The following is a 22,425-nucleotide window of genomic DNA, read 5'->3' as shown; positions in this document are numbered from 1 at the left end:
CGGCGTGGCGATCTGCGTTGCCATCACGAGGGCTCGAACGTGATGAACTGCGCTGACGTCCAGACCTTGCTGTCGTCCCGCTGCCGCGCGAACAGATACACGGGCCGGAAGCCGAACGGCGCGTTCAGCGGCGCCACCTCCAGCGCGCCCGACAGGTCCCGCGGCAACGGCCTGGCGGTCAGCCGCTCGGCAGCAAGGAACAGTTCCGTCCCACCCAGTTCATGCCTTGCAGTCCCCTGCGCGAGCAGCTCCGCCCCGCTGATCTCCCAGCGAAACGTCGGCGCATGAGCGAACGGATTGCCCTGCAGCGGATCGCCGACCTTCACGAAACTGTCGATGCTTCCTTCGATCACGATCCGCGCGTTTGCCAGATTGCCGACATCGATTTCGACGCTGTCGGCATCGCCATACGTATCGCTGCGGAATTCGATGTCGGTCGTGCCGGTGCGCCAGGCGGCTTCCTCGATGTGTTCGAAGCCCGCCGAGCCGAAGTTGTGGATCGTCCCGTTGAGAATGCGGATCCGGCCGCGCCATGACGCCCAACGATAACGGTCGCGAATACGTGCGCCGCCCCAGCGGATGCGGATCAGTCGATCCGAGTACCCCAGTTCCTCATGAAGGTCGCGCTCCCAGAACAGGCCCGAGTGGTCGAACGCCGCGACGTATTCCCAACCGGCACGGCCGAGCAGACGGTAATCGAGTGTAGCCGGGCCGCGATGCACAAACGCATCGCCCTGCCGGTGTTCGCCGCAGCGAACCAGCGCGGCGCTATGCTCGCCGGTGGTCGCCCATGTGTGGCGTGCCCGCAGCGCGCGGCCCACCGCTTTCCGGTCGAGCGTATCGGACAGCACGCCGGTCAATCCGCCATGCACGCCGAACACCTGGACGCCGGGCGCACCACCGCCCGGTCTGCCGCGATGTTCGTCGCCGCTCGCCGCCACGCCCAGTTGGTAGCCACGCGCAATCACATCGCGGTAAAGCCAGTCGAAGTGTCCCCACGTCGACGCGATCTCGACCAGCCGTTCCAGTTCCGGATGATGCCAGTCGGGAATGTAGCGGCGCCCGCCGACGTGCGGCATCACGAGGTGCTGTTCTGGATCGCCGACATAGGCGTCCCATAGCTCCTCGACCGGCCAGCGGCCCAGTTCGACCGCGGTGCCCTTCATGTCCTCGTTCCACACCAGCGTGCGGTTATGTTCACCACGCGCGTTATAGGGGAAGCCCGGCGGCTCGTCGCCGAGAAAGACGACGTTGTGATCGCCGCCGGCCGTCGAGCTGCCGCACCATTCCTGAACCGGGTAGACGACGAAGCGTCCCGCCTCGTTGAATGCTTCGACGGTGTCGACGCCGAGCTGCCAGTTCACATCGGTGATCTGGAAGTCGTTCGCGGTATAACCGAGTACGTCGATGCCGCCGATGTCGCGTGCATATGCCGCGTTGTACGCCGGACTGTTCGTGCCGACCGTATCGTGAGCGTGAACGTGCAGGTCGGCATAGAGCGAGCGCGCAACCGGCAACGTCTGGTCGATTGTCAGGAAGACTTCGGCCGCGCGCACATCGTGCAGCGCGGGTGCGGCCGCGACGATGCGCAGCGTGCCGTCGGCGGTCGTCGGCAGGTCGTGCAGCGCGCAGGTGGCCCAGCCCTCTTCCGGCAACGGCAGCTCGCGGCGATAGACAAGCTGATCGTGATCGTCATACGCGTGCACTTCTATCGCTCCACCGGCATCCCGGCACGCATTGCCCCAGCGATCCTGCAATGAGACGCGAAACGTCGCCGGCTCCGAAGGCCGCACGAAGCGAGGACCGTTCAGCAGCACCTGCGACGGCGCGCCCGCATGAATGTCGATCACGACGTCGCCGGGTACGGCCACGAAGCGCGACGTGCCGAGCGGGTCGACATAGAACCTGAAGCGGAACTGATCCTCGACGAAGGTCTGCACACGCGTGCCCGGCCCGCGGCGGCGGTCGCCGAGTCGAATCACGATGTGGTCGCCCGCGTTCAGATAGCCGTCGGCCACGTCGACGATCACCGCTTTCTGGAACGGCCGCTCATGTCCTTTCTGGTCGAAGCGTACGTTCAGCGCCTGAACGGTCGCCGGGCTCTGACCCGGTACGAGTGTCGCCGCATGATATTCCGCGCTGATGAAGTTCGCGGCACCCGGGTCGCTGGTCTGGAACAACGCCCAGTCGGAGTAGAACTTGAACGTCGCCTTGAGCCACGCGCCGTCGGCAATACCGGACGCGCCGACTTCGTAGTCGAGCACGATTTCGCTCCAGCTGCCTGCTTCCAGACGCGTCACGTTGCAACTCACACGCCCGGCGAACGGCAACGCTTTGTGGCGCTCATACAATCCCTCTGGCGCGACGTGCGTCCCCAGGCGCTCGCGCAACGCGGCGCCTTTCGCATCGATCCCTTGTGCGCGGTCATTCATCCCGATGTTTTCCTGAAAGTGAAACTCGTGAAGTTCGCTTAGCGGCGGTATGCCCATCAATGCGCGAACGGCCACGGCGCGCCCGGATTCCACACCGGCACGCCGAGGTACGCATACCAGGGCGCCATCACGCAGATGCCGTAGGCGATCGCGATCAGCACCGACACCACGCCGACCTTCGCGTAGTCCGCCGTCGTGAATGCGCCGCTGCTGTAGGCGATGACGCCGGCAGTGATCTGCGTCGGCAGCAAATAAGCAAAGCTGTCGGTGTCGCTGATCAGCAGCGTGAACGCGACCGGATGCAGACCGAGCCTCGGCGCCAAAGCCAATGCGACTGGCGCGATCATCGTCACGGCAGCGACGTTCGACAGCATGCCGATCCGGATCACGTGCGTACCGACCATCACGAGCGCCAGCACGGCCCACCAGACATAACCATGCGCGACCGCGTAGATGTGATCCGCCGCCCACTGCGCGAGCCCCGAGCCGCTGATCGCCGCGGACAGCGACAACGCGCCGCCCAGCAAAAACAGCGTGCCCCAGATGGTCCGCTCCTGAACCTCCTTCCAGCCGAAGCGCAGCACGCCCGGCGCGAACATTAGCGCGAGTCCGATCAGCGCGACGATTTCCGACTGGATGCCGTGTACCGATTCGGTTGCCCACAGCAACGCGACGAAGGCGAACACGGCAAGCACCGCGTAGTCGTGCCGGCCCGCGGGCGGCAGCTTGCGCCGCTCGTCGACGATCGCCTGACGGCCGCCGGGAATCGCGACCGCGCGCGATTTGAAATAGTGCTGCACCCAGAACTGGGTCAGCACGAACATGCCGAGATACGGCCATTGCAGTTTGAACCACGTGAAATACGACAGCCGCAGCCCGAGTTGTCTTTCGAGCAGACCGGACACGACCATGTTCGGCAGATGCGCGGTCAGAATGCACATGCCGCTGATCATCGAGCCGTAGACAAGCGTCTGGATCACGATCGCCTTCTTCGCCTCACGCTCGCGCGCGCTGTCGCCGAACAGGCCGACGATGCCGTTGGCCACCGGCAGCAGTGTGGCGGCGCGCGCATTGGCGGCCGGCACGACGAGCGACATCACGAAGTTGACCGCGAACATGGCCCAGATCACGCCGTTCGCGGTGCGCGCCCTGAAGCGCTCGAGCAGCAGCAGCGCGATGCGGCGATCAAGACCGGCGGCCTGCATGATCGCGGAGAACAGGAACGCGACGAGGCAAAGAAACACCACCGGCGCGGCAAACCCGCTCGCGGCCTTCGGAAACGGCGTGACCGCGTGCGACAGCACAAGCAGCATCGGCACGAGAATGCCGCTCACGCCGACCGGAATCGCCTCGACGACCCACACGATCGCCACCCATGCGACCACCGCCAGCGTGGCCTTGCCCTGGGCGGTCAGGCCTTGCGGTGTCGGCAGCCACCACGCAATCGCGAAGAAGCACAGCCACGCCGCGACGAACCCCATGCGGGCTTTCAGCGGTGTCTGCGGAACACGCTTCGCGCCCGGCGCGACCGGCTCGCGCGAATCTGCGGCGGCGCCGAAAGAAGCAGGCCAGCCGGCTCTTTCCAGCGGCGGATTGCCTGAGGTTTCGTTCGTCACTTCCCAACTCCCAATCGTTCGGCTTGAATGCGACGGACATTTGCCGCCTTGGAGTTGGCATAATACGTATTAATACAAGTTGCCGATCTAACTGGATTTCACATCGATATCCGGATTCATGGAAAGGCAACCGTCGGCCTGCACACCCCTAATCGAGCACTCACGGCACACCTATGACATTGGTTCGCGAACACATCACGTCGCTGTATGAACAGATCGCCGGCACGTTGCGAGGCGAGATCGAGCGCGGCAGCTTTGAGCCTTCAGGGAAATTGCCGTCGGAGGCCGAGTTGAGCGAGCGCTTTTCGGTGAGCCGCGTGACCGTGCGGCTCGCGATCGGCAAGCTCGCTGCCGAGAATCTCGTCGAACGCAAGCAGGGCAAGGGCACGTTCGCGACGGCGAAGCGTTTGCAGCATCGGCTGGATGTGCTGCGCGGCTTTTACGATACGCTCGCGCGCCAGGGCGCCGCCCCGCAAATGGAACTGCTGCGGATGGAGGAATGCGACGTGCCGCCGGGTCTGCAAGGCGTGTTTGGCGCGGAGGTCCAGACGTGCGTGTATCTGGAGCGGTTGCATTGCGTCGATGGCGAACCGGTCGCGCTTGCGCAAACCTGTCTGTTGCCGGAAACACGGACCATTTCACCTGAGCAGGCCGCCGGCATGCCGTCTTATGAGATGCTCGAATCGCTGTTGGGATGGCGGATCGAGCATGCCGACATGTCGATCACTGCCGTCGCCGCGCCCGCTGAAACCGCGCGCGTGCTGGGCGTGTCGCAGCTTGCCCCGCTGATGGTGATGAAGCGGACCTCGTATCTCACCGATGGGCGCGCGTGTGAATCGACGGTATTTCACATCCGGCCGGAGCGCTACGAATTCGTCGTCAGCAGTACGATGAGCGCGACACTCGCCTATGGTGCACGGTAGGTACGGGGCGTGACGGCATGGGTTCACAGTCCGTCCGGACAATCAGCTTGAAGCCTCGACCATGAGACTGGTCACTCCAACCACACGCCTTCGAAGCGATGACTGCCGAGCGGCGAAAATGCGAGCCCTTTCACACGTTTCGACACAGGCAGAGAGACGATGGAATGCGCAATCGACGTATAAGGCACCTGCTGCTTGAAGACGACCTGCGCCTGCTGATAGAGCGCCGTGCGTTCCGCAACGTTCGCCGTCTCGCGCGCCTTGCCGTTGAACAGGACAACCGGTGCAGCCAAGACTTCATGCAGGTTGAATCCCGCTGCGAAGTATGATTCGGCAAATTCCGGGGCCGCTACGCATTGATAGTCCATAGCCCCGACATGCTCCGCCAAGAATGTCAGCGCTGGGCCACATAGAACGCGAGGCCGCTGGAGCGCGACGAGAACTTGACCTTGGCGCCTGCCGAAAACTGGATCAGATCCCCCGCCTTCAGTTCGTGGACCGTACCGGCTTCCTCGGTGACCGTCATCTCACCTTCAAGAACGAGCTTGAACTCATCGAACTCGTAGGTGTAGGGCATCGCCTCTCCCTGACCCATTCGAAACAGCCCGGCTGCGATCGGGGCTTGCGGGTTGCCGGACGATCCCAGGTCGTCAAGAAATGCGGTGGTTTCGGGAATCTTCAGATCGGTGAGTTGCTGCTGTGTGACGGCCTGGAACACGCGAATAGTCATTTGCTTTCTCCTCGTTTGAAATTGTTTTGCTCAAATAGTCGCCAGCTTCTCGTTCAGGAACGACGTGATATGTCCCATCGCACGAGATACGTATTCCTCTTTTTCTCCTACTGGCGCGACGTAGTGAAGTGCGCTCTGCGCCGCGTCGATACCCTCCAGACGGGCAATGATCCAGGCAGCAAGGTAGTGTGACGCAAGGCATCCCCCGACCGTGGCCACGTTGCCCCTGGCAAAGAAAGGCTGGTTCAGCACGTCGATGCCCGCTTCCTGGACCCACGGTTTCGTCGTCAGATCGGTACATGCCGGCACCCCGTCGAGCAGGCCTAGCTTGGCCAGGATGAGCGTGCCAGAGCATTGCGCGCCCAGGAGCTGTTTTGACGGGTCGAACTGCAACTGCGCCATCAGCGCCGCGTCGGCCACGACGTCACGCGTCAGCATGCCGCTGCCCACGATGACCGCATCGGCAGCACTTGCCTCTTGAAGGGTGGCCTGTGATTCGATTACCACCCCGTTCATCGACTTGACGCGCGCCGTCGGACTGGCAATCGACACGCGCCAGTCTTGCTTCTTGACGCGATTGAGCACGCCGAGCGCGATGAGCGAGTCGAGTTCGTTGTAGCCTTCGAAGGTAAGGATAGCGATGTGCATGGCGTTGTGTTCCTGCTCAAAAATGGTTTAAAGGTCAGTACTGCTTGTACGGGAGGAACTTGCCGCTCATGACGATGCGTACGCGGTCGCCATTCGGGTCGTTCTCGCGCTGCAGGTGCATCTTGAAGTCGATGGCACTCATGATGCCGTCGCCGAACTCTTCGTGAATAAGCGCCTTGAACGTGGTTCCGTACACGTTGATCATCTCGTAGAAGCGATAGATGAGCGGGTCGGTCGGGACTGCCGTGGGCAAAGAGCCTTTGTACGGCGTAACGGTCAGCCACCTGGCTTCTTCTTCCGTCAGGCCAAAAATTTCCGCGACAACCTGCGCCTGCTCCATGCTCAGCGTCATTTGGCCCAGGCATGCGGAGGTCACCCATTCCTTGCTGAGTCCCACCTTGGCGGCAACGTCCGACCACCTGATACCCAGCGACACCTTGGCGGCGATAATTTTCTCGGTAACCGTAAGACGGTTCATAAACGCTCCTTAAATGGAGGGCATGCCGGAGGTTCGTGCCGCGCACGACACTGCCGTCCGCCAATGCGAATCGAGTTGCGATGAGGTATCGTATGACCGACAATTAATACAATCAAATTATTGTCATGGATACATTCCCATATGGCTCAGGCCCGGTACAAGCTTCTGGTGGATGCGTTTGCGGCCGATATCCGTTCGGGGCGCCTGTCGCCGGGTACGCGCTTGCCGACCCACCGGCAACTCGCAGCCAAAGAGGGGCTTGCCCTTGTCACAGCCTCGCGCGTCTACGCCGAGCTTGAAGGGATGGGCCTCGTCAGTGGAGAAATCGGTCGCGGCACGTTCGTCAGGGAGACTTCTCTTCCTCCCGGCCTGGGTATCGATCAGCAAGCCACAGCAGCAGATCTGACGGACCTCAATTTCAACTATCCGTCCCTCCCCGGCCAGGCCGAGCTTCTGAGAAGTGCGCTACGCCAGCTCGCATCGTCCGGCGACCTGGAAGCTTTGCTGCGCTATCAACCGCACGGTGGGCGGCAGCACGAGCGGGCGGCTGTCGCGCGTCATCTTTCCTGCCGAGGGCTGGCGGTCGAAGGAGATCAGGTATTGATAGTGAACGGCGCGCAGCATGGGCTAACAGCAACCGTCATGGCACTTTTGCGACCCGGCGATGTGGTCGCGGTCGATGCCTTGACCTATCCGGGGTTCAAGGTGCTGGCGGAAACGTTGCGTCTCGAACTCGCACCGATTCCGGCTGCGGGCGACGGTCCTGACCTGAAGGCCCTGGAGCGGCTATGCAAGAATCGGCGAGTGCGTGCCATATACACGATGCCTACACTGCACAACCCGCTGGGATGGGTGATGAATGCCCAACTGCGACACAAACTGGTTTCGATTGCCCGTCGGCACGGGCTGCTCATCATCGAGGACGCGGCCTATGCCTTCCTAGTCGAAGACCCACCTGCCCCGTTGGCAGCGCTCGCGCCCGAGACAACGGTGTACGTCTCGGGATTGTCAAAAAGCGTGGCCACCGGACTTCGAGTCGGATTCGTTGCCGCCCCTGCTCAATGGGTGCCTCCGATCGAGCGTGCGATCAGAGCGACCACCTGGAACACGGCCGGTGTGATGACGGCTATCGCCTGCGGCTGGATCGACGATGGCACCGTTACCCGACTGGAGATGGAGAAACGTCAGGATGCGATGGTCCGCCAGGCGATGGCTGCCGAGATCCTCACCGGACTACGCCGGATTTGCCACCCGGCGTCCTACTTCCTCTGGCTTCCTCTCGCCGAGGAAGTTCGAGCAGACCTGGTTGCGATGGCGCTGGTTCGCGAGCACATCTCCGTGTCGACCGCCGAACCCTTCGCGACGTCAGAACATGCACCGCATGCGATTCGCCTCGCACTCGGATCCGTAGATTTGACCACGCTCCGACAGGCGCTGGAGAAGGTTAAAAATGTGATCGGCGCTTACTCATATTGACGCGTGCTCATCAGGTCGTAGCCGCACAGAACAAGTTGCCGCATGCTGATAACCCGCTGATAACCGCTAGCACGCCAGTTCGTCTTCCGCGGCAAGTCCTCCTGCATCAATTGAAATGGCTCACCGCCAGGTCGATGAACTCCCTCACCTTGCGCGGCACGAAGTCCCGGCTCGGATAGACAAGCGAAACGGCCACGTCCGCATTGAGCAGCGAATACCCGTCGAGGACATGAACCAGCGTCTTTGCACGAAGCGCATCTGCAACCAGTTCGTAGGGCAGCAGCGCAACGCCCATGCTGTTGAGCGCCGACTGCATTTGCATCACGAGGCTGTTGACAGTCATCGAAGGTAGAACGGTTACGCTTTCTTCCTTCCCCTCACGGTCAACGAAGATCCACGCTTGCTGAGCACCGTCTGCGGGTACTGAAATCACCCTGCAATTCTTCAGGTCCGCGGGAGTCGCCGGGTAGCCCGCCTGGGCAAGATAATCTGGCGACGCTACCGGAATGGCGAACGAACTGATCAGCCGCCGCAAGATCAGCGTTTCGGAGCGAACCATCTGCTCGCTCACGATCCCGACGTCGAAGCCGCCTTCCAGCAGGTCAACGCGCCGCTCGGTCAGCGTGACATTGAGGTTCACTCGCGGAAATCTTGTCTGGTAGTCCGCGAAGAGCGGCGTAAGCTGCAGGAGCGAAAAGCTGCCCAATGCAACGATGCGGATCTCACCGCTTAATTCCGTTTGCTCCGTCGTCGCACGGGATTCGACTTCATCGAGTTGTTTCAGAAGATCCCGGCAGCCGTCGGCGTACTCGGCACCCGCCTGAGTCAGCACGACTTTGCGCGTGGTGCGCTGAAAGAGGCGGATGCCGAGGTGTTTTTCCAGACTCGACACATGGCGCGTGACGACGGACGTCGACGTGCTGAGCCGCTCCGCCGTCTGTGCGAAGCTCCTGCAATCGGCGACCTGTACAAAGACCTGCATGGCCTGAAAGAGATTCATAACTGGACGGTTCATGGAAAGTACCTGTCGATGCCGCGCCGGCCGTTGCGCACGCTCGTTATTGCGGATGCAGTCGGGCGTCGGCGGTCAGCGTTGCTGGTTGTTGACCCACCTGCCCCACCATGCCTCGCGCATCGCGCGTTCGAGGTCGTCCACGTAGTCGTTCGCCACCTTTTCGTATTCGGCGGTGTTTGCTTCGCAGTCGGGCGGATTGCGTTTGCCCTTCGCCTTGCGAATCACGGAAACGCTCGTGTGGAGCATCATTATCTCGTCCCACATGGCGCGGGAACGTCCAGTTTCGTCGTCGTTCATCATGGCTGATTCATCTGGAATTGCGGCATGCCGGGCTGCTGGGCTAAAGCGGGCAAGGCGTCGTCAACTCAGCCTGATCTTCGGCTGAACCAGTCCGTTGATCTGCTCGGCGGTCCACATCAGCCCCGCTCTGCCAAAACCGTGAAGCGCCTGCTGATGACGTCGATAAAGCATGGCGTGGCTCAGTTGTGCGAACCGCCCGCGAATGAAGCCGCCGGGGAAGAAGCCAAATCGTCCGAGTGTGCCGAATGCGCCGTAGTCGCTCAGCGACACGAGCGAGCCGAAGTCCCGAAACGCGAACTCTGGGATCGGCACGCCGGCGAGCCATCCAGGCAGGTGACGGGCCAAGTGTTCCGCCTGCTGCGTGGCCACTTGCGCGGTGGGCGGCAATGGCCGCTCTTGGTCCTCGGGCGTCAAACTCGCGCAATCGCCGAGAGCGAACACCTGGTCGTCGCGGGTCGACTGAAGCGTTGCGTCGATCACGATCTGATTCGAGCGATTGGTTTCCAGGCCGGCCAGCCCGCTCATGAAGTCGGGCGCCTTGACGCCCGCGGCCCACACCATCAGATCCGCCTTCACCAGACGGTCGTCGCCGTGCCGGAATCCTTCCTCCTGCGCCGCCGTGACGCGCGCCGAGGTCCGCACGCGAAATCCGATGTGCTCGAGCTGCTGCTGGGTCGATGCGGAAATCGCCGGCGGAAACGAGGCGAGCACGCGCGGGCCGCTTTCGAGCAGCGTGAGACTCAGGCGGCTGCGCAGCGTCGGATCGCCGTAGCCTTGCGCGATTTCGAGCACCCGGCTCAACTCGGCGGCGAGCTCGACGCCGGTAGCGCCGGCGCCGACGATCCCGACGCGCAGTCTTTCGTCTCGCACCACCGCGCGCAGCATGCGCGCACGCAACACGCCGTTGAAGGCTTCGGCCTGCTGCTGGCTGTCGATGAAATGACAGTGCTGCCTGACACCGGGAACACCGAAGTCGTTTGCCCGGCTGCCCAACGACAGCACCAGCACGTCGTACGGAACGGTTCGTGCCTCCAGCACCAGCTCGCCTTCGGGCGTCCTGACTTCATTGAGCAGGACTTCCTTGCGCTGCCGGTCCAGTCCGCACATCTCGCCTGGCTGCCAGGCGAAGCGGTGCGCGCTCGCATGCGCGAGGTAACTCACCTGCTGCTGCTTCACGTCGCGCGTGCCGGCCGCGATGGTATGCAGCATCGGCTTCCAGATGTGTGTGTGGCTGCTGTCGATCAGCGTCACGGTCGCCTCGTGCGAATGCGCGAAGTGGTCGCCCAGCCGCGTGGCGAGCAGAATGCCGGCGATGCCGCCGCCGACGATGACAATGCGTGTTGCGTTGGACATAACTATTCGGTGTTGGTTACGGTTCGCGAATTCCGCGCGAGGACGAAAGACGCATGGCGCGTTAGTGCACCTTCAGTGCGCCTGCGACGTGTCCGCGACCCGCGTCGGTTTCGGCGCCAGCCAGACCGCGAGCGCGGCGAAAATGAAACATGCGGCTGCAATCGTGAAGAGCTGGTTGGTCGCGAGCATCACGGCCTGCGACTGCACCACGTCGCTGATCTGCGCCTGCGCCTGACTCGCGCTCCATCCGGACTTGGTCAGCAAGGTCGAGAAGTGGCCGGCCTGATCGACGAGTCCCGACAATTCCGCGCGGTCATATTTGGTCCGGTCTTCCCAACTCGTATTGACCAGCGATGTCGCAATCGCACCGCCGAAGGTCCGGCAGAAATTCATCAGCCCCGCCGCCGATGCGGTTTCAGGTTCCTCGACGCTGCTCAGCGCGAGACCCGTGAGCGGCACGAAGAAGAACGGCAAGCCGACGCCTTGCAGCAGCAGCGGCAACGCCACCTGCCAGAACGTCATGTCGGTGTTCGCATGCGTGCGCAACAGTGTGATCGCGCCGAGCCACATTACGCCGGCGAACACCAGCCAGCGGCCGTCGAATCTGGACGACAGGTTGGCCGCGAGCGGCGCTGAGAGCACGGCGAGGATGCCGGTCATCGCAGTGGCGCACCCTGCCCACGTCGCCGTGTAGCCCATATAGTTCTGCAGCCACAACGGCGTCAGCACGGTGGCGCCGAAAAAAGCGCCGAACGCGAGCGTGATCGTGACCACGCTCGCGCTAAAGCCGCGATGACGGAACACCCGCAGGTCGACGACGGGATGACGGTCCGTCAGTTCCCAGATCAGGAACGACGCAAAACCGATCGCCGCGATGATCGCGAGTACGCGGATTTCCGTCGATGCGAACCAGTCGTTGTCCTTGCCTTCGTCGAGCAGGATTTGCAGCGCGCCGACCCACACGACCAGCAGCGCGAGACCCACGGCGTCGATGGGAACGCGCATCAGGCTCGTCTCGTAGCGCTTGAGCAAACGCCATCCGAGATACCCGCAGATCAGCGCGACGGGAACGTTGATATAGAAGATGTACGCCCAGTGCAGCCGGTCGCAGATCATGCCGCCGAGGATCGGGCCCATCACCGGCGCGACCAGGGTCGTCATGCTCCACAAGCCGATCGCCGCAGCCGCTTTCTCTTTCGGGAAAATGCGCAGCAGCAGCGTTTGCGACAGCGGCATCAGCGGCCCGCCGGCGAGTCCCTGAAACACGCGGAACAGCACCAGCATGTCGAGCGACGTCGCCATGCCGCACAGTGCCGAACACAAGCCGAACATGATCAGCGACGTGATGAACACGCGCACCGTGCCGAAGCGGCTTGCCAGCCAGCCGGTCAACGGCACGGTGATCGCCTCAGCCACCGCGTACGACGTAATGACGTAGGTGCCCTGGCTCGACGACGCGCCCAGTGCCCCGGCGATGGTCGGCACCGACACGTTCGCGATCGTCGTGTCCAGCACCGCGACAAAGTTGGCCGCGGCCAGCAGCAGCGCCGCGCCGATCAGCATGCCGCCGCTGAGCGGTGGCAGCGGGATATCCCGCGTTTGACTGGAAGACATGGTCGGCGCGGCCTCAACTTGCGGGCGTGGCGTCGCCGCCGTTGCGCGTATCGACGGTCGCTTCCATCGACAGACCGACGCCCAGCGGATGCGCGCGAAGATCGGCCGCGTCGATGACGACCCGCACCGGCAGGCGCTGGACCACCTTGATCCAGTTGCCGGTCGCGTTTTGCGCGGGAATCATCGCGAACGCCGAGCCCGCGCCGCCCGCCAGTCCCGCGACCTTGCCGTGATAGACGACCTTGCCGCCGTACAGGTCGGACGTCAGCTCGACCGGCTGACCGATCCGCACCTTGTCGAGCTGAACTTCCTTGAAATTCGCGTCGACGTGCAGCGACTCCACCGGCACGACGGACAGCAGCAACGCGCCCGGCTCGACCCGCTGCCCCACCTGCACCTGGCGGCGCGCGACGACGCCGTCGACAGGCGCACGCAACACCGTGCGTTCCAGATCGACGCGCGCCTGATCCCGCTTGGCGCGCGCGAGCAGCACTTCAGGATTGGTGTCGACGGTGGTGTCGATGAAGAGCACCTTGTTGGCGTCCTGTGAACCGACGGCCGCCGCACGGCTCGCCTGTGCCTGCAACGCGGCGGCGCGGGCCGCCATCAGCGCCGCCTGCGCGCTCGCGAACGAGGTCTGCGCGTTGCTGAGTTCCTCGCCCGAAACCGAGCCGGAATGCGCGAGCGCTTCGCGGCGCTTCAGGTCGATCGCCGCGCGGTCGAAGTCGGCCTTGGCCGACGCGATCTGCGCGTTCATGCGCGCTTCGTCGGCCGCGCGCGCGTCCACCTGGGCGGCGAGGCCGGCGTCGGTCGCGAGATAGCCGCGCACCCTGCGCTCGGCGCGTCCGACTTCGGCTTCAGCCTGCTCGAGCGCGAGCTTCGCGTCGGTGTCGTCGATCACGACGAGCACGTCGCCCTTGCGGACATGCTGCGTGTCGACCGCCGCGACGCTCTGCACGATGCCGCTCACCGACGGCGTGATCGACGCGATTTCGGCTGCGGTGTAAGCGTTATCGGTCGACACATAACGCGAGCCGATGAAGTACCAGTAGCCGCCATAAGCGAGGCTGGCCAGGACGATGACCGCGCCCAGCATGCCGAACAGTTTCTGGCGGCGGGTGACGGACGCGGCGGGCGCGGCGGCCGTCGCCGTCCTGTCGCCGGCATAAGCGGAATGGTCGGCGGCCGGCACGGACGGCGCGTCGGCTACGGGGGAATGGCTTTGAGACATGTTCTGGTCCTTGGGATCAGCTTTGATTTTTCGGGTTCGCTTCCGGGTTCGCTTCGGAGTTCGCACTGCCGGCGGCGGGCGGCGCGGCGGGCGGCGTGGCGGCCGACGTATTGGCAGAGCCGGCCGCGTTGGCCTGATAACCGCCGCCGAGGGCGCGCACGAGCGAAACGTCGAGCGTGAAGGTGCGCGAGCGCATGTCGGCAAGTTGGCGCTGCGCGCTAACCAGCGTGTCGGCGGCGCTCAGTACGTCGAGATAACCGGACAGACCGCCCTGATAGCGCTCGAGCGCGACCCGGTGCGACTGCGCGGCCGCGTCGTACGACGCCTGCGTGGCCTGTAACCGATCGGTGAGCGCGCGTTTGCTGACGGCGACATCGGCCACGTTGCGCAGCGCCCTGGTCAGCGTTTCGTCGTAGTTGGCGACGGCTTCGTCGTAAGTCGCGCGCGCGCCGCGCAACTGGCCGCGCAACCGGCCGCCGTTGAAGATCGGCAGCGTGACGGCCGGACCGACATTCCCGACCGCCGAACCCGCGCGCGTCAGCATGTTCAATCCGAGCGACTGGAAGCCGATCATCGCGGAGAGATTCACGTTCGGATAGAAGCCGGCCCTGGCGACGTCGATCCGCTTGCTCGCCGCTTCCGCGCGCAAGCGTGCGATCACGACGTCGGGACGGCGGCCCAGCAGACCGAGCGCAAGATCGGCGGGCATGGCGACCGGCTGCGTCAGATCCACGGCCGGACGGCCGATGCCGAGGCCACGATCGGGACCGTCGCCCATCAGTGCGGCAATCCGGTTGCGGGTGAGCGCAATTGACTCGTCGAGCTCGAACAGGTCGGCACGCGCGCTTTGCTGCCTCGATTCGGCTTGCTTGACGCCGGCTTGCGTCTCCAATCCGTTGGCGAAACGTTCGGCGAACAGTTGCGCGGACTGCGTGCGGATCTTGACCGCGGCTTCGGCGCTGTCGCGTTCGGCGAACTGACGTGCGAGGTCCGCGTACGCGTCGGCGATCGACGCCGCCAGCACCAGGCGAGCCTGAGCGGCGTCGGCGCGTGCCGCGTCGAGTTCCGACGTGGCCGCGGCAAGCGACGCGCGGTTCTTGCCCCAGAAGTCGATCTCGTAGCTGAAATTGAGTTCGGCGGTGCCGTACGGACGCCAGCCACGCGGCACGAAGGCGGGCGGGACGCCGTTGTTGTAACTCTGCTTCTCCTTTTCGACCGACGCTTGCGCGCTGACTTCAGGCAATAGCGCGGCGCCCGCTTCCTGCGCCGATGCTTCTGCGTTATGCAGACGCGCTTGCGCCGTTGCGAGCGTCGGCTCGCCCTTCAGCGCTTCCGCGATCAGCGCGTTCAACTGCGGATCGTTGTAGCGCAGCCACCACGGTTCCGTGGGCCATGTCGATTGCGCGTCCGTGCCCGGGCCGAAACTGTGCGCGGTCTCGTAGTTGCTTACATCCTTCGGCGACGGCTTTTGCGGCATGCCAGGCAATGGCGCGCATGCGCTTGCAAGCGCGGTGATGGCAAGGCCGACGGCAAACCTCATGCCCGGCTTCGTCGTTCGTACCGGACGCACCCGCTCCCCGACTACTACGGCTTCTTTCACAATGTCAGCACTCGTTCTTAACAATACCGCACAGTTTAGTTATGTGGATATCTGCGTGTCAACATAAATAAACTGACTGGTTCAGTTTTGAGAGCGAGGTTTGGCGACGGGCTTTGGTAACATCACGCACGGGCAGGTTTCATGAACCTGTCCGGCAAAGCACAGGGAAGCCTCGGGAATGAGAAAGAAAACGGAAGAGAAGCGGCAGGCGATCGTCGACGCCGCATTTGAAGTATTCAGCGAAGCAGGCTTCGAACAGGCGTCGATGTCCGAGATCGCGGCGCGGGTTGGCGGGTCCAAAGCAACGTTGTACGGCTACTTCGAGTCGAAGGAAGAGATGTTCTTCGAGGTGATGAACGAGTGCGCCGCGCATGAAATTAAAGGCGCGTTTGCGCTGCTCAAGACGTCGGTGCCGATCCGCGAGGCGTTGACCGGCTTCGGCAAGCACTATCTGATCGCCATCCTCAAGCCGCAGTTGCTCGCGATACGGCGCCTCGCCATTCATGAAGGCGGACGCTCGCATGTGGGCGCGCTGTTTTACGAACGCGGACCGAAAATCGGCTGGCAGATGGTGGCGAGTTTCCTGCAGCAGTCATACGAAGCAGGCCGACTGCGCAAATGCAATGTTACGGTCGCGACGGAGCATCTTCGCGCGCTATTTGAAGCCGAGCTGGCCGAGCTGTGTCTTCTGGGCGTGCCGGCGGACACGTCGGCACGCAACATTACGCAAGTGGTGAACCGGGCCGTGGACGTTTTCATGGCGGCCTATGGTGGCCGCACCGATAAAAGCGGCTAGGCCGGGACGTACGCGCTGATCATGACTGAGAGTGGCAACATCCTGATGGAATCTTCCCGCCGTTCGGCAGGTAGTGACGGCGATGCCACTGGCACAGCGCTGGCAGCGAGGGTCTTCATCTTCGCCAGGCTGCTCGTCGCCATCGCCAACCTCCGAGGCGGCGTAAGCCCTGCCATCTATAAACTCACAAGAAAGACTGCCGATTCTGCGGCCGCCATTCTGATACTTCATCGAGGACGTGCACGACGACAAACGCATGCTTTCCTCGCTCGGGTAGCGCGTCTGAAATACGCATCGAACTCGAAGCACTGAGTAGCCTGCGTGAATGTCGCGTTCAGAATGTCCAGCCGGGTGAGCTGGTGGAGAGGAGATCGGGCCATCGTTGTATACCCATCATCTGACAGACACGGATAACAACATACAACGAACGATACAACGATAAACGTCCGGATTCGGCCGGCATGCAACGGACTTTCTGGGACGATTCAGCGACAATAAAAAACCCGCGGAGCCAATAGCCACGCGGGTTTCAGAGTACAGCAGTAGATCTCGTCGGACCTGCTCGGACGCCAATCACGAAACGGAATGGTGGGTGCTGAGAGGCTCGAACTCCCGACCTACGCCTTGTAAGGGCGCCGCTCTACCAACTGAGCTAAGCACCCGTTTCGCGATTCAACGTGCTTCTGTTCTGCTGCTTGATACGGCACCGGGTACCGACCTATGTATCACCTATAGATGAAACCAAGTCTCTACATTTTCGTTGCACTTCTTTCCAACGAACTTGCAGGTTCATCAAGCAGCGAGCCCATTAGTTTAACGCATCCTTCAGCGCTTTGCCAGGCCTAAATTTAGGGACCTTCGCTGCCTTGATCTTGATAGCCGCGCCGGTACGCGGATTGCGACCCGTACGTGCCGTACGTTTACCAACGGCAAACGTGCCGAAACCGACCAGCGTTACCGAGCCGCCTTTCTTCAACGCACCTTTGACGCCACCGATCACCGCATCGAGTGCACGGCCGGCCGCAGCTTTCGAAATGTCGGCTTGCTGTGCAATGTGATCGATCAATTCCGTTTTATTCATTCCAACCCCCGAGAATATTATGGCAATCGTGACGGCGCTCTGTAGCACCTGGCATCACGCGGCTCGGCGGGTAGCGCCGAGCCGACTAATTAGAATTGGCCGAAACCCTTGTGTCAAGCGGGGTTGAGCCGGATCGCGCAGTTTTCCGAACGATCGTTTGATGAGCAGATCTTGCCGCCTCTCGCGTCGCCGATCGATGCGCGCACAACCAGTCGGGCGATTACGGCCGTGGTTACTCAAAAGGTGGGATGGCGTGGTTTCTGGCGAATCTTTTCTGAATGTGGCGGGCAATAAAAAACCCGCGGACCAAGCCGCGGGTTTCCGTACAGCAAACTGCTTTCGCTGCTGACTGCCTTAGTGCTTCACGACTTCTGTCGCACCGGCGTCCTTCGCCGGTTCTGCTGCGACAGGCGCCGCAGGTTTCGGCTCTTCCTCAGGCAACGCCGTAGGCACACGTTCGAGCGCCAGCTCGAGCACCTTGTCGATCCAGCGGACCGGCACGATCTCGATCGCGTTCTTCACGTTATCCGGAATTTCCGTCAAGTCTTTGACGTTTTCTTCCGGAATCAGTACCAACTTGATACCGCCACGATGCGCGGCCAGCAGTTTTTCCTTCAGGCCGCCGATCGGCAAGACTTCGCCACGCAACGTGATTTCGCCCGTCATCGCGACATTGGCGCGAACCGGAATCCCGGTCAACACCGACACCAGCGCGGTCGTCATCGCGATACCGGCCGAAGGACCGTCTTTCGGCGTAGCACCTTCCGGCACGTGGATGTGAATGTCCTGCTTCTCGAACGCTTCGTCCTTGACACCTAGACGGCGCGAGCGCGAGCGGACCACCGAGCGCGCGGCTTCAACGGATTCCTTCATCACGTCGCCCAGCGAGCCCGTGCGGATCACGTTGCCCTTACCCGGCATCACCGCGGCTTCGATCGTCAGCAGATCGCCGCCGACTTCCGTCCACGCAAGACCCGTAACCTGGCCAACCTGATTCTCCTTTGCAGCGAGACCGAAGTCGTACTTGCGCACGCCGAGGAACGTGTCGAGATTGCTGCCGTCGACCTTCACCGCGCCTTCCGCCTTCTTCAGCAGAAGCATCTTCACGACCTTGCGGCAGATCTTCGAAATTTCACGCTCGAGCGAACGGACACCCGCTTCGCGCGTGTAGTAACGAATGATGTCGCGGATCGCGGTTTCCGTCACTTCGACCTCGCCATCCTTGAGGCCGTTGTTCTTCTTCTGCTTCGGCAAAAGATAGCGTTGCGCGATGCTGACCTTCTCGTCTTCCGTGTAACCCGACAGACGGATCACTTCCATCCGGTCGAGCAACGGCGGCGGGATGTTCAGCGAGTTCGACGTCGCCACGAACATCACGTCCGACAGATCGAAGTCGACCTCGACGTAGTGATCGGCGAACGTATGGTTCTGTTCCGGATCGAGCACTTCCAGCAACGCCGACGACGGATCGCCGCGGAAATCCTGCCCCATCTTGTCGACTTCGTCGAGCAGGAAGAGCGGATTGCGCACGCCGACCTTGGTCAGGCTCTGCAGAATCTTGCCGGGCATCGAACCGATATACGTACGACGGTGACCGCGAATCTCGGCTTCGTCACGCACGCCGCCGAGCGCCATACGCACGAACTTGCGGTTCGTGGCGCGAGCGATCGACTGGCCCAGCGACGTCTTACCGACACCCGGAGGCCCAACCAGGCACAGGATCGGCGCTTTGACCTTGTCGACACGCTGCTGGACCGCGAGATACTCGAGAATGCGTTCCTTCACCTTCTCGAGACCGAAGTGGTCTTCGTCGAGCACGCGTTCCGCATTCGAGAGATCGTTGTTGACCTTGCTCTTCTTGCGCCACGGCAAGCCGATCAGCGTATCGATGTAGTTGCGCACGACCGTGGCTTCAGCCGACATCGGCGACATCAGCTTGAGCTTCTTCAACTCGGCGTCGGCCTTCTTCTTGGCTTCCTTCGGCATGCGGGCAGCGGTGATGCGCTTCTCGAGTTCCTCGAGATCCGCACCTTCTTCGCCTTCGCCAAGTTCCTTCTGGATCGCCTTGACCTGTTCGTTCAGGTAGTACTCGCGCTGGCTCTTCTCCATCTGGCGTTTGACACGCCCACGGATGCGCTTTTCGACCTGCAGGATGTCGATCTCGGCTTCGAGTTGCGCGAGCAGATGCTCGAGGCGCTCGATGACCGGGAACATTTCGAGGATGTGCTGCTTCTGGTCGAGCTTGAGCGGCAGATGCGCCGCGATCGTATCGGCCAGACGCCCTGCCTCGTCGATACCCGACAGCGAGGTCAGGATCTCCGGCGGGATCTTCTTGTTCAGCTTCACATACTGGTCGAACTGCGACACGATCGCGCGGCGCAGCGCTTCAGTTTCAGCGCTGTCGGCGTGGTCGGGTTCGAGCGGCATGACTTCGCACGAGAACTGCGTTTCCTGTTCTTCGATGGAAAGCGTTTTCGCGCGCTGCAAACCTTCGACGAGCACCTTCACGGTGCCATCGGGCAGCTTCAGCATTTGCAGGATGTTGGCAACGCACCCTACTTCGTACATGTCCTTTTCGGTCGGCTCATCTTTCGCAGCCGTTTTTTGGGCGACGAGCATGATGTGCTTGCCGCCTTCCATCGCTGCTTCGAGAGCCTTGATCGACTTCGGGCGGCCTACGAAGAGCGGAATCACCATGTGCGGGAATACGACTACGTCACGCAGCGGGAGCAGCGGGAGCGTAATGCGTTCCGGCGGAAGGAGTTGGGTTCCTGACATTTCATTTCCCCATGAGTGGAATCAGTTCGTTCGATAGGTGAGGCCAGCAGAAAAGATTGCAAGCCTCCGCGTGTGGGAAAAGTTCAGTGACTCCGAAGGTTCAGTGACTCCATAGTGAAAACAACCATCCTGACCACACGATAAACGAAAAAGCCGTTCACGTCGCCATGAACGGCTTGTTTGCAGAACCCGAAAGCCGATCAGTTCGAACCCGCAACCTTGGGTGCGTCTTCATAGATCAGTAACGGTTTGCCGTCGCCGTCAATCACGTTGTCGTCGATGATAACCTTGCTAACGCCTTTCATTGCCGGCAGGTCGTACATCACATCAAGCAACGCCTGTTCCAGGATCGAACGCAAACCCCGTGCGCCCGTCTTGCGACGGATCGCCTTACGCGCCACGGCCTGCAATGCAGCCGGACGAATCTCGAGTTCGACGCGTTCCATATTGAAGAGCTTGTGGTACTGCTTCACCAGCGCGTTCTTCGGTTCGACGAGAATCTTCATCAGCGCCGCTTCGTCGAGCTTGCCGAGCGTAGCCACCACCGGCAGACGGCCGATCAACTCGGGAATCAGACCGAACTTGATCAGATCTTCCGGTTCCACTTCGCGCAGCACTTCGCCCGCGTCGCGGTCCTGCTTGCTCTTCACGCTCGCGCCGAAGCCAATACCGGTCTTCTCGGTACGGTCGACGATGACTTTCTCGAGGCCGTCGAATGCGCCACCGCAAATGAAGAGAATGTTGGTGGTGTCGACCTGGATGAAGTCCTGATTTGGATGCTTACGGCCACCTTGCGGCGGCACCGACGCCATCGTGCCTTCGACCAGCTTCAGCAAGGCCTGCTGCACGCCTTCGCCCGACACATCGCGGGTGATCGACGGGTTGTCGGACTTGCGGCTGATCTTGTCGATCTCGTCGATGTAGACAATGCCGCGCTGGGCCTTGTCAACTTCGTAGTTGCAGTTCTGCAGGAGCTTCTGGATGATGTTCTCGACGTCTTCGCCGACGTAGCCAGCTTCCGTCAGCGTCGTTGCATCGGCAATGACGAACGGGACGTTCAGAAGGCGCGCGAGCGTCTGCGCGAGCAAGGTCTTGCCGGAGCCGGTCGGGCCGATCAGCAGGATGTTGCTCTTCGACAGTTCGATCTCATCCTTCTTGTCGAGGTGCTTGAGGCGCTTGTAGTGGTTGTACACCGCGACCGCGAGAATTTTCTTCGCGCGTTCCTGACCGATCACATACTGATCGAGGATTTCACGGATTTCCTGCGGACTCGGCAGGTCGGACTTGGACAGGCCCGCCTCGACGCCCGCGCCTGCAGCCTCATCGCGGATGATTTCGTTGCACAGGTCGATACATTCATCGCAGATGAACACCGACGGGCCGGCAATCAGTTTTTTGACTTCATGCTGGCTCTTGCCGCAGAACGAGCAATACAACAGCTTCTCGCTGTTAGAACCTTTCTTGTCCGCCATAAATGTGTGAGCCTCCGGACACTCGATTACATGATACGCCGTTTGCCCCTGCCTCGCAGTTGGGCGCGGCAGGGCCTGAGCCACGATAACGGCGTTTGCCGCAGGCGCTCGGACGAGTCTTAATTATTTCACAGCCGATTCGATGGCGTTTTTGCCCCATTTTGAGGCAAGAACGCACCAATTCAAGGACGCTTGTGCGCCACCTGATCGACCAGACCATAAGCTTGCGCGTCATCGCCGGACATGAAATTGTCGCGATCGGTGTCGCGCGCGATACGCTCGACCGGCTGGCCGGTGTGGTGCGCGAGCAGATGGTTCAGCCGTTCCTTCAAATACAGGATTTCGCGTGCCTGGATTTCGATGTCTGACGCCTGACCGCGCGCGCCACCCAGCGGCTGGTGAATCATCACGCGCGAATTCGGCAGCGCAAAGCGCTTGCCCTTCGCGCCGGCGGCCAGCAGGAACGCACCCATGCTGGCCGCGAGGCCCATGCACAGCGTCGACACGTCCGGCTTGATGAACTGCATCGTATCGTAGATCGCCATCCCGGCTGAAACCGAACCGCCCGGGCTGTTGATGTAGAAGCTGATGTCCTTGTCAGGATTCTCGCTTTCGAGGAATAGCATCTGCGCAACGACGAGATTGGCCGTCTGGTCGTTCACTTCGCCGACCATGAACACGATGCGCTCCTTCAGCAGGCGCGAGTAGATGTCATACGAGCGCTCACCCCGGCCGCTCGTTTCCACGACGATCGGCACCAGTCCGAGCGCCTGCGCTTCAAGATCCCGCGACGACTGCGAGGTCAGCGTGTCCAGCATTTGGGCGCGAAAGGTCATGCAATGGATCCTTGTCTGGAAATATTCTAAATATCAGATGCTAGAC

General features: G+C 62.0%; 18 protein-coding genes, 1 tRNA gene and 1 pseudogene. 3 read left to right on the top strand and 17 right to left on the bottom strand.

The window, feature by feature from the left end; genetic code table 11:
• Window positions 1–23: 23 nt before the first annotated feature.
• Window positions 24–2,432 (bottom strand): hypothetical protein, encoded by a 2,409-nt coding sequence (locus tag DLM46_RS06385; RefSeq protein WP_115100004.1) that lies wholly within the window; start codon window positions 2,430–2,432, stop codon window positions 24–26.
• A gap of 56 nt (window positions 2,433–2,488) precedes the next feature.
• Window positions 2,489–4,048, bottom strand: a complete 1,560-nt coding sequence (locus DLM46_RS06380) for an SLC13 family permease (RefSeq protein ID WP_244305861.1) — start codon at window positions 4,046–4,048, stop codon at window positions 2,489–2,491.
• Between the two features lie 173 nt (window positions 4,049–4,221).
• Here DLM46_RS06380 and DLM46_RS06375 point away from each other — a divergent pair, with 173 nt between their 5' ends.
• On the top strand, window positions 4,222–4,971 hold the full coding sequence (locus DLM46_RS06375; RefSeq protein ID WP_115099908.1) for a GntR family transcriptional regulator: 750 nt from the start codon (window positions 4,222–4,224) through the stop codon (window positions 4,969–4,971).
• A gap of 71 nt (window positions 4,972–5,042) precedes the next feature.
• On the opposite strand, the pseudogene DLM46_RS06370 reads toward DLM46_RS06375, so the two are convergent.
• From DLM46_RS06370 to cynS, 4 genes and pseudogenes are all read right to left on the bottom strand, one after another.
• Window positions 5,043–5,231, bottom strand: a pseudogene (locus DLM46_RS06370) (ABC transporter substrate-binding protein); the annotation flags it as partial.
• Window positions 5,232–5,365: 134 nt separating this feature from the next.
• Window positions 5,366–5,701 (bottom strand): cupin domain-containing protein, encoded by a 336-nt coding sequence (locus DLM46_RS06365; protein ID WP_115099907.1) that lies wholly within the window; start codon window positions 5,699–5,701, stop codon window positions 5,366–5,368.
• Window positions 5,702–5,731: 30 nt separating this feature from the next.
• On the bottom strand, window positions 5,732–6,349 hold the full coding sequence (locus DLM46_RS06360; protein ID WP_115099906.1) for a DJ-1/PfpI family protein: 618 nt from the start codon (window positions 6,347–6,349) through the stop codon (window positions 5,732–5,734).
• A gap of 34 nt (window positions 6,350–6,383) precedes the next feature.
• Window positions 6,384–6,827: a cyanase gene (cynS, locus tag DLM46_RS06355; protein ID WP_115099905.1), complete on the bottom strand. Its 444-nt coding sequence runs from the start codon at window positions 6,825–6,827 to the stop codon at window positions 6,384–6,386.
• A 141-nt stretch (window positions 6,828–6,968) separates the two neighbouring features.
• On the opposite strand from cynS, the gene DLM46_RS06350 reads away from it, so the two are divergent.
• Complete coding sequence (locus DLM46_RS06350) at window positions 6,969–8,303, top strand: aminotransferase-like domain-containing protein (RefSeq protein ID WP_115099904.1); 1,335 nt, start codon at window positions 6,969–6,971, stop codon at window positions 8,301–8,303.
• A 106-nt stretch (window positions 8,304–8,409) separates the two neighbouring features.
• Here DLM46_RS06350 and DLM46_RS06345 read toward each other — a convergent pair whose 3' ends face one another.
• From DLM46_RS06345 to DLM46_RS06320, 6 genes are all read right to left on the bottom strand, one after another.
• On the bottom strand, window positions 8,410–9,285 hold the full coding sequence (locus DLM46_RS06345; protein ID WP_244305889.1) for a LysR family transcriptional regulator: 876 nt from the start codon (window positions 9,283–9,285) through the stop codon (window positions 8,410–8,412).
• A gap of 105 nt (window positions 9,286–9,390) precedes the next feature.
• A complete protein-coding gene (locus DLM46_RS06340; RefSeq protein WP_115099902.1) occupies window positions 9,391–9,618 on the bottom strand; it encodes a hypothetical protein in 228 nt (75 codons plus the stop codon).
• Window positions 9,619–9,678: 60 nt separating this feature from the next.
• Window positions 9,679–10,971, bottom strand: a complete 1,293-nt coding sequence (locus DLM46_RS06335; protein WP_115099901.1) for an NAD(P)/FAD-dependent oxidoreductase — start codon at window positions 10,969–10,971, stop codon at window positions 9,679–9,681.
• Between the two features lie 72 nt (window positions 10,972–11,043).
• Complete coding sequence (locus DLM46_RS06330; protein WP_115099900.1) at window positions 11,044–12,585, bottom strand: DHA2 family efflux MFS transporter permease subunit; 1,542 nt, start codon at window positions 12,583–12,585, stop codon at window positions 11,044–11,046.
• 13 nt (window positions 12,586–12,598) lie between these two features.
• Entirely contained in the window at window positions 12,599–13,816 is a 1,218-nt protein-coding gene (locus DLM46_RS06325; protein ID WP_115099899.1) for an HlyD family secretion protein, read from the bottom strand.
• Window positions 13,817–13,832: 16 nt separating this feature from the next.
• Entirely contained in the window at window positions 13,833–15,356 is a 1,524-nt protein-coding gene (locus tag DLM46_RS06320; protein ID WP_115100002.1) for an efflux transporter outer membrane subunit, read from the bottom strand.
• A gap of 238 nt (window positions 15,357–15,594) precedes the next feature.
• On the opposite strand from DLM46_RS06320, the gene DLM46_RS06315 reads away from it, so the two are divergent.
• Window positions 15,595–16,212: a TetR/AcrR family transcriptional regulator gene (locus DLM46_RS06315; protein WP_115099898.1), complete on the top strand. Its 618-nt coding sequence runs from the start codon at window positions 15,595–15,597 to the stop codon at window positions 16,210–16,212.
• Between the two features lie 586 nt (window positions 16,213–16,798).
• Here the strand turns inward: DLM46_RS06315 and DLM46_RS06305 are convergent.
• The 5 genes from DLM46_RS06305 to clpP all read right to left on the bottom strand — a co-directional run bounded on the left by DLM46_RS06305 (window position 16,799) and on the right by clpP (window position 22,379).
• Window positions 16,799–16,874, bottom strand: a tRNA-Val gene (locus tag DLM46_RS06305).
• Between the two features lie 146 nt (window positions 16,875–17,020).
• The gene (locus DLM46_RS06300) at window positions 17,021–17,311 is read right to left on the bottom strand and encodes an HU family DNA-binding protein (protein ID WP_279635169.1); all 291 of its coding nucleotides are present in this window, start codon (window positions 17,309–17,311) and stop codon (window positions 17,021–17,023) included.
• Between the two features lie 336 nt (window positions 17,312–17,647).
• Window positions 17,648–20,071 carry an endopeptidase La gene (gene lon, locus DLM46_RS06295; protein ID WP_115099895.1) on the bottom strand — a complete coding sequence of 808 codons (2,424 nt, stop codon included), beginning with the start codon at window positions 20,069–20,071 and terminating at the stop codon, window positions 17,648–17,650.
• A gap of 200 nt (window positions 20,072–20,271) precedes the next feature.
• Window positions 20,272–21,543 (bottom strand): ATP-dependent Clp protease ATP-binding subunit ClpX, encoded by a 1,272-nt coding sequence (gene clpX / locus DLM46_RS06290; protein WP_115099894.1) that lies wholly within the window; start codon window positions 21,541–21,543, stop codon window positions 20,272–20,274.
• Between the two features lie 182 nt (window positions 21,544–21,725).
• Window positions 21,726–22,379 (bottom strand): ATP-dependent Clp endopeptidase proteolytic subunit ClpP, encoded by a 654-nt coding sequence (clpP, locus tag DLM46_RS06285; protein ID WP_115099893.1) that lies wholly within the window; start codon window positions 22,377–22,379, stop codon window positions 21,726–21,728.
• Window positions 22,380–22,425 lie beyond the last annotated feature (46 nt).

Source organism: Paraburkholderia lacunae (assembly GCF_003353175.1).
Lineage (GTDB): Bacteria > Pseudomonadota > Gammaproteobacteria > Burkholderiales > Burkholderiaceae > Paraburkholderia > Paraburkholderia lacunae.
Note: the sequence above shows the minus strand (reverse complement) of the source record. Positions and strands in the feature narration are given on the sequence as shown.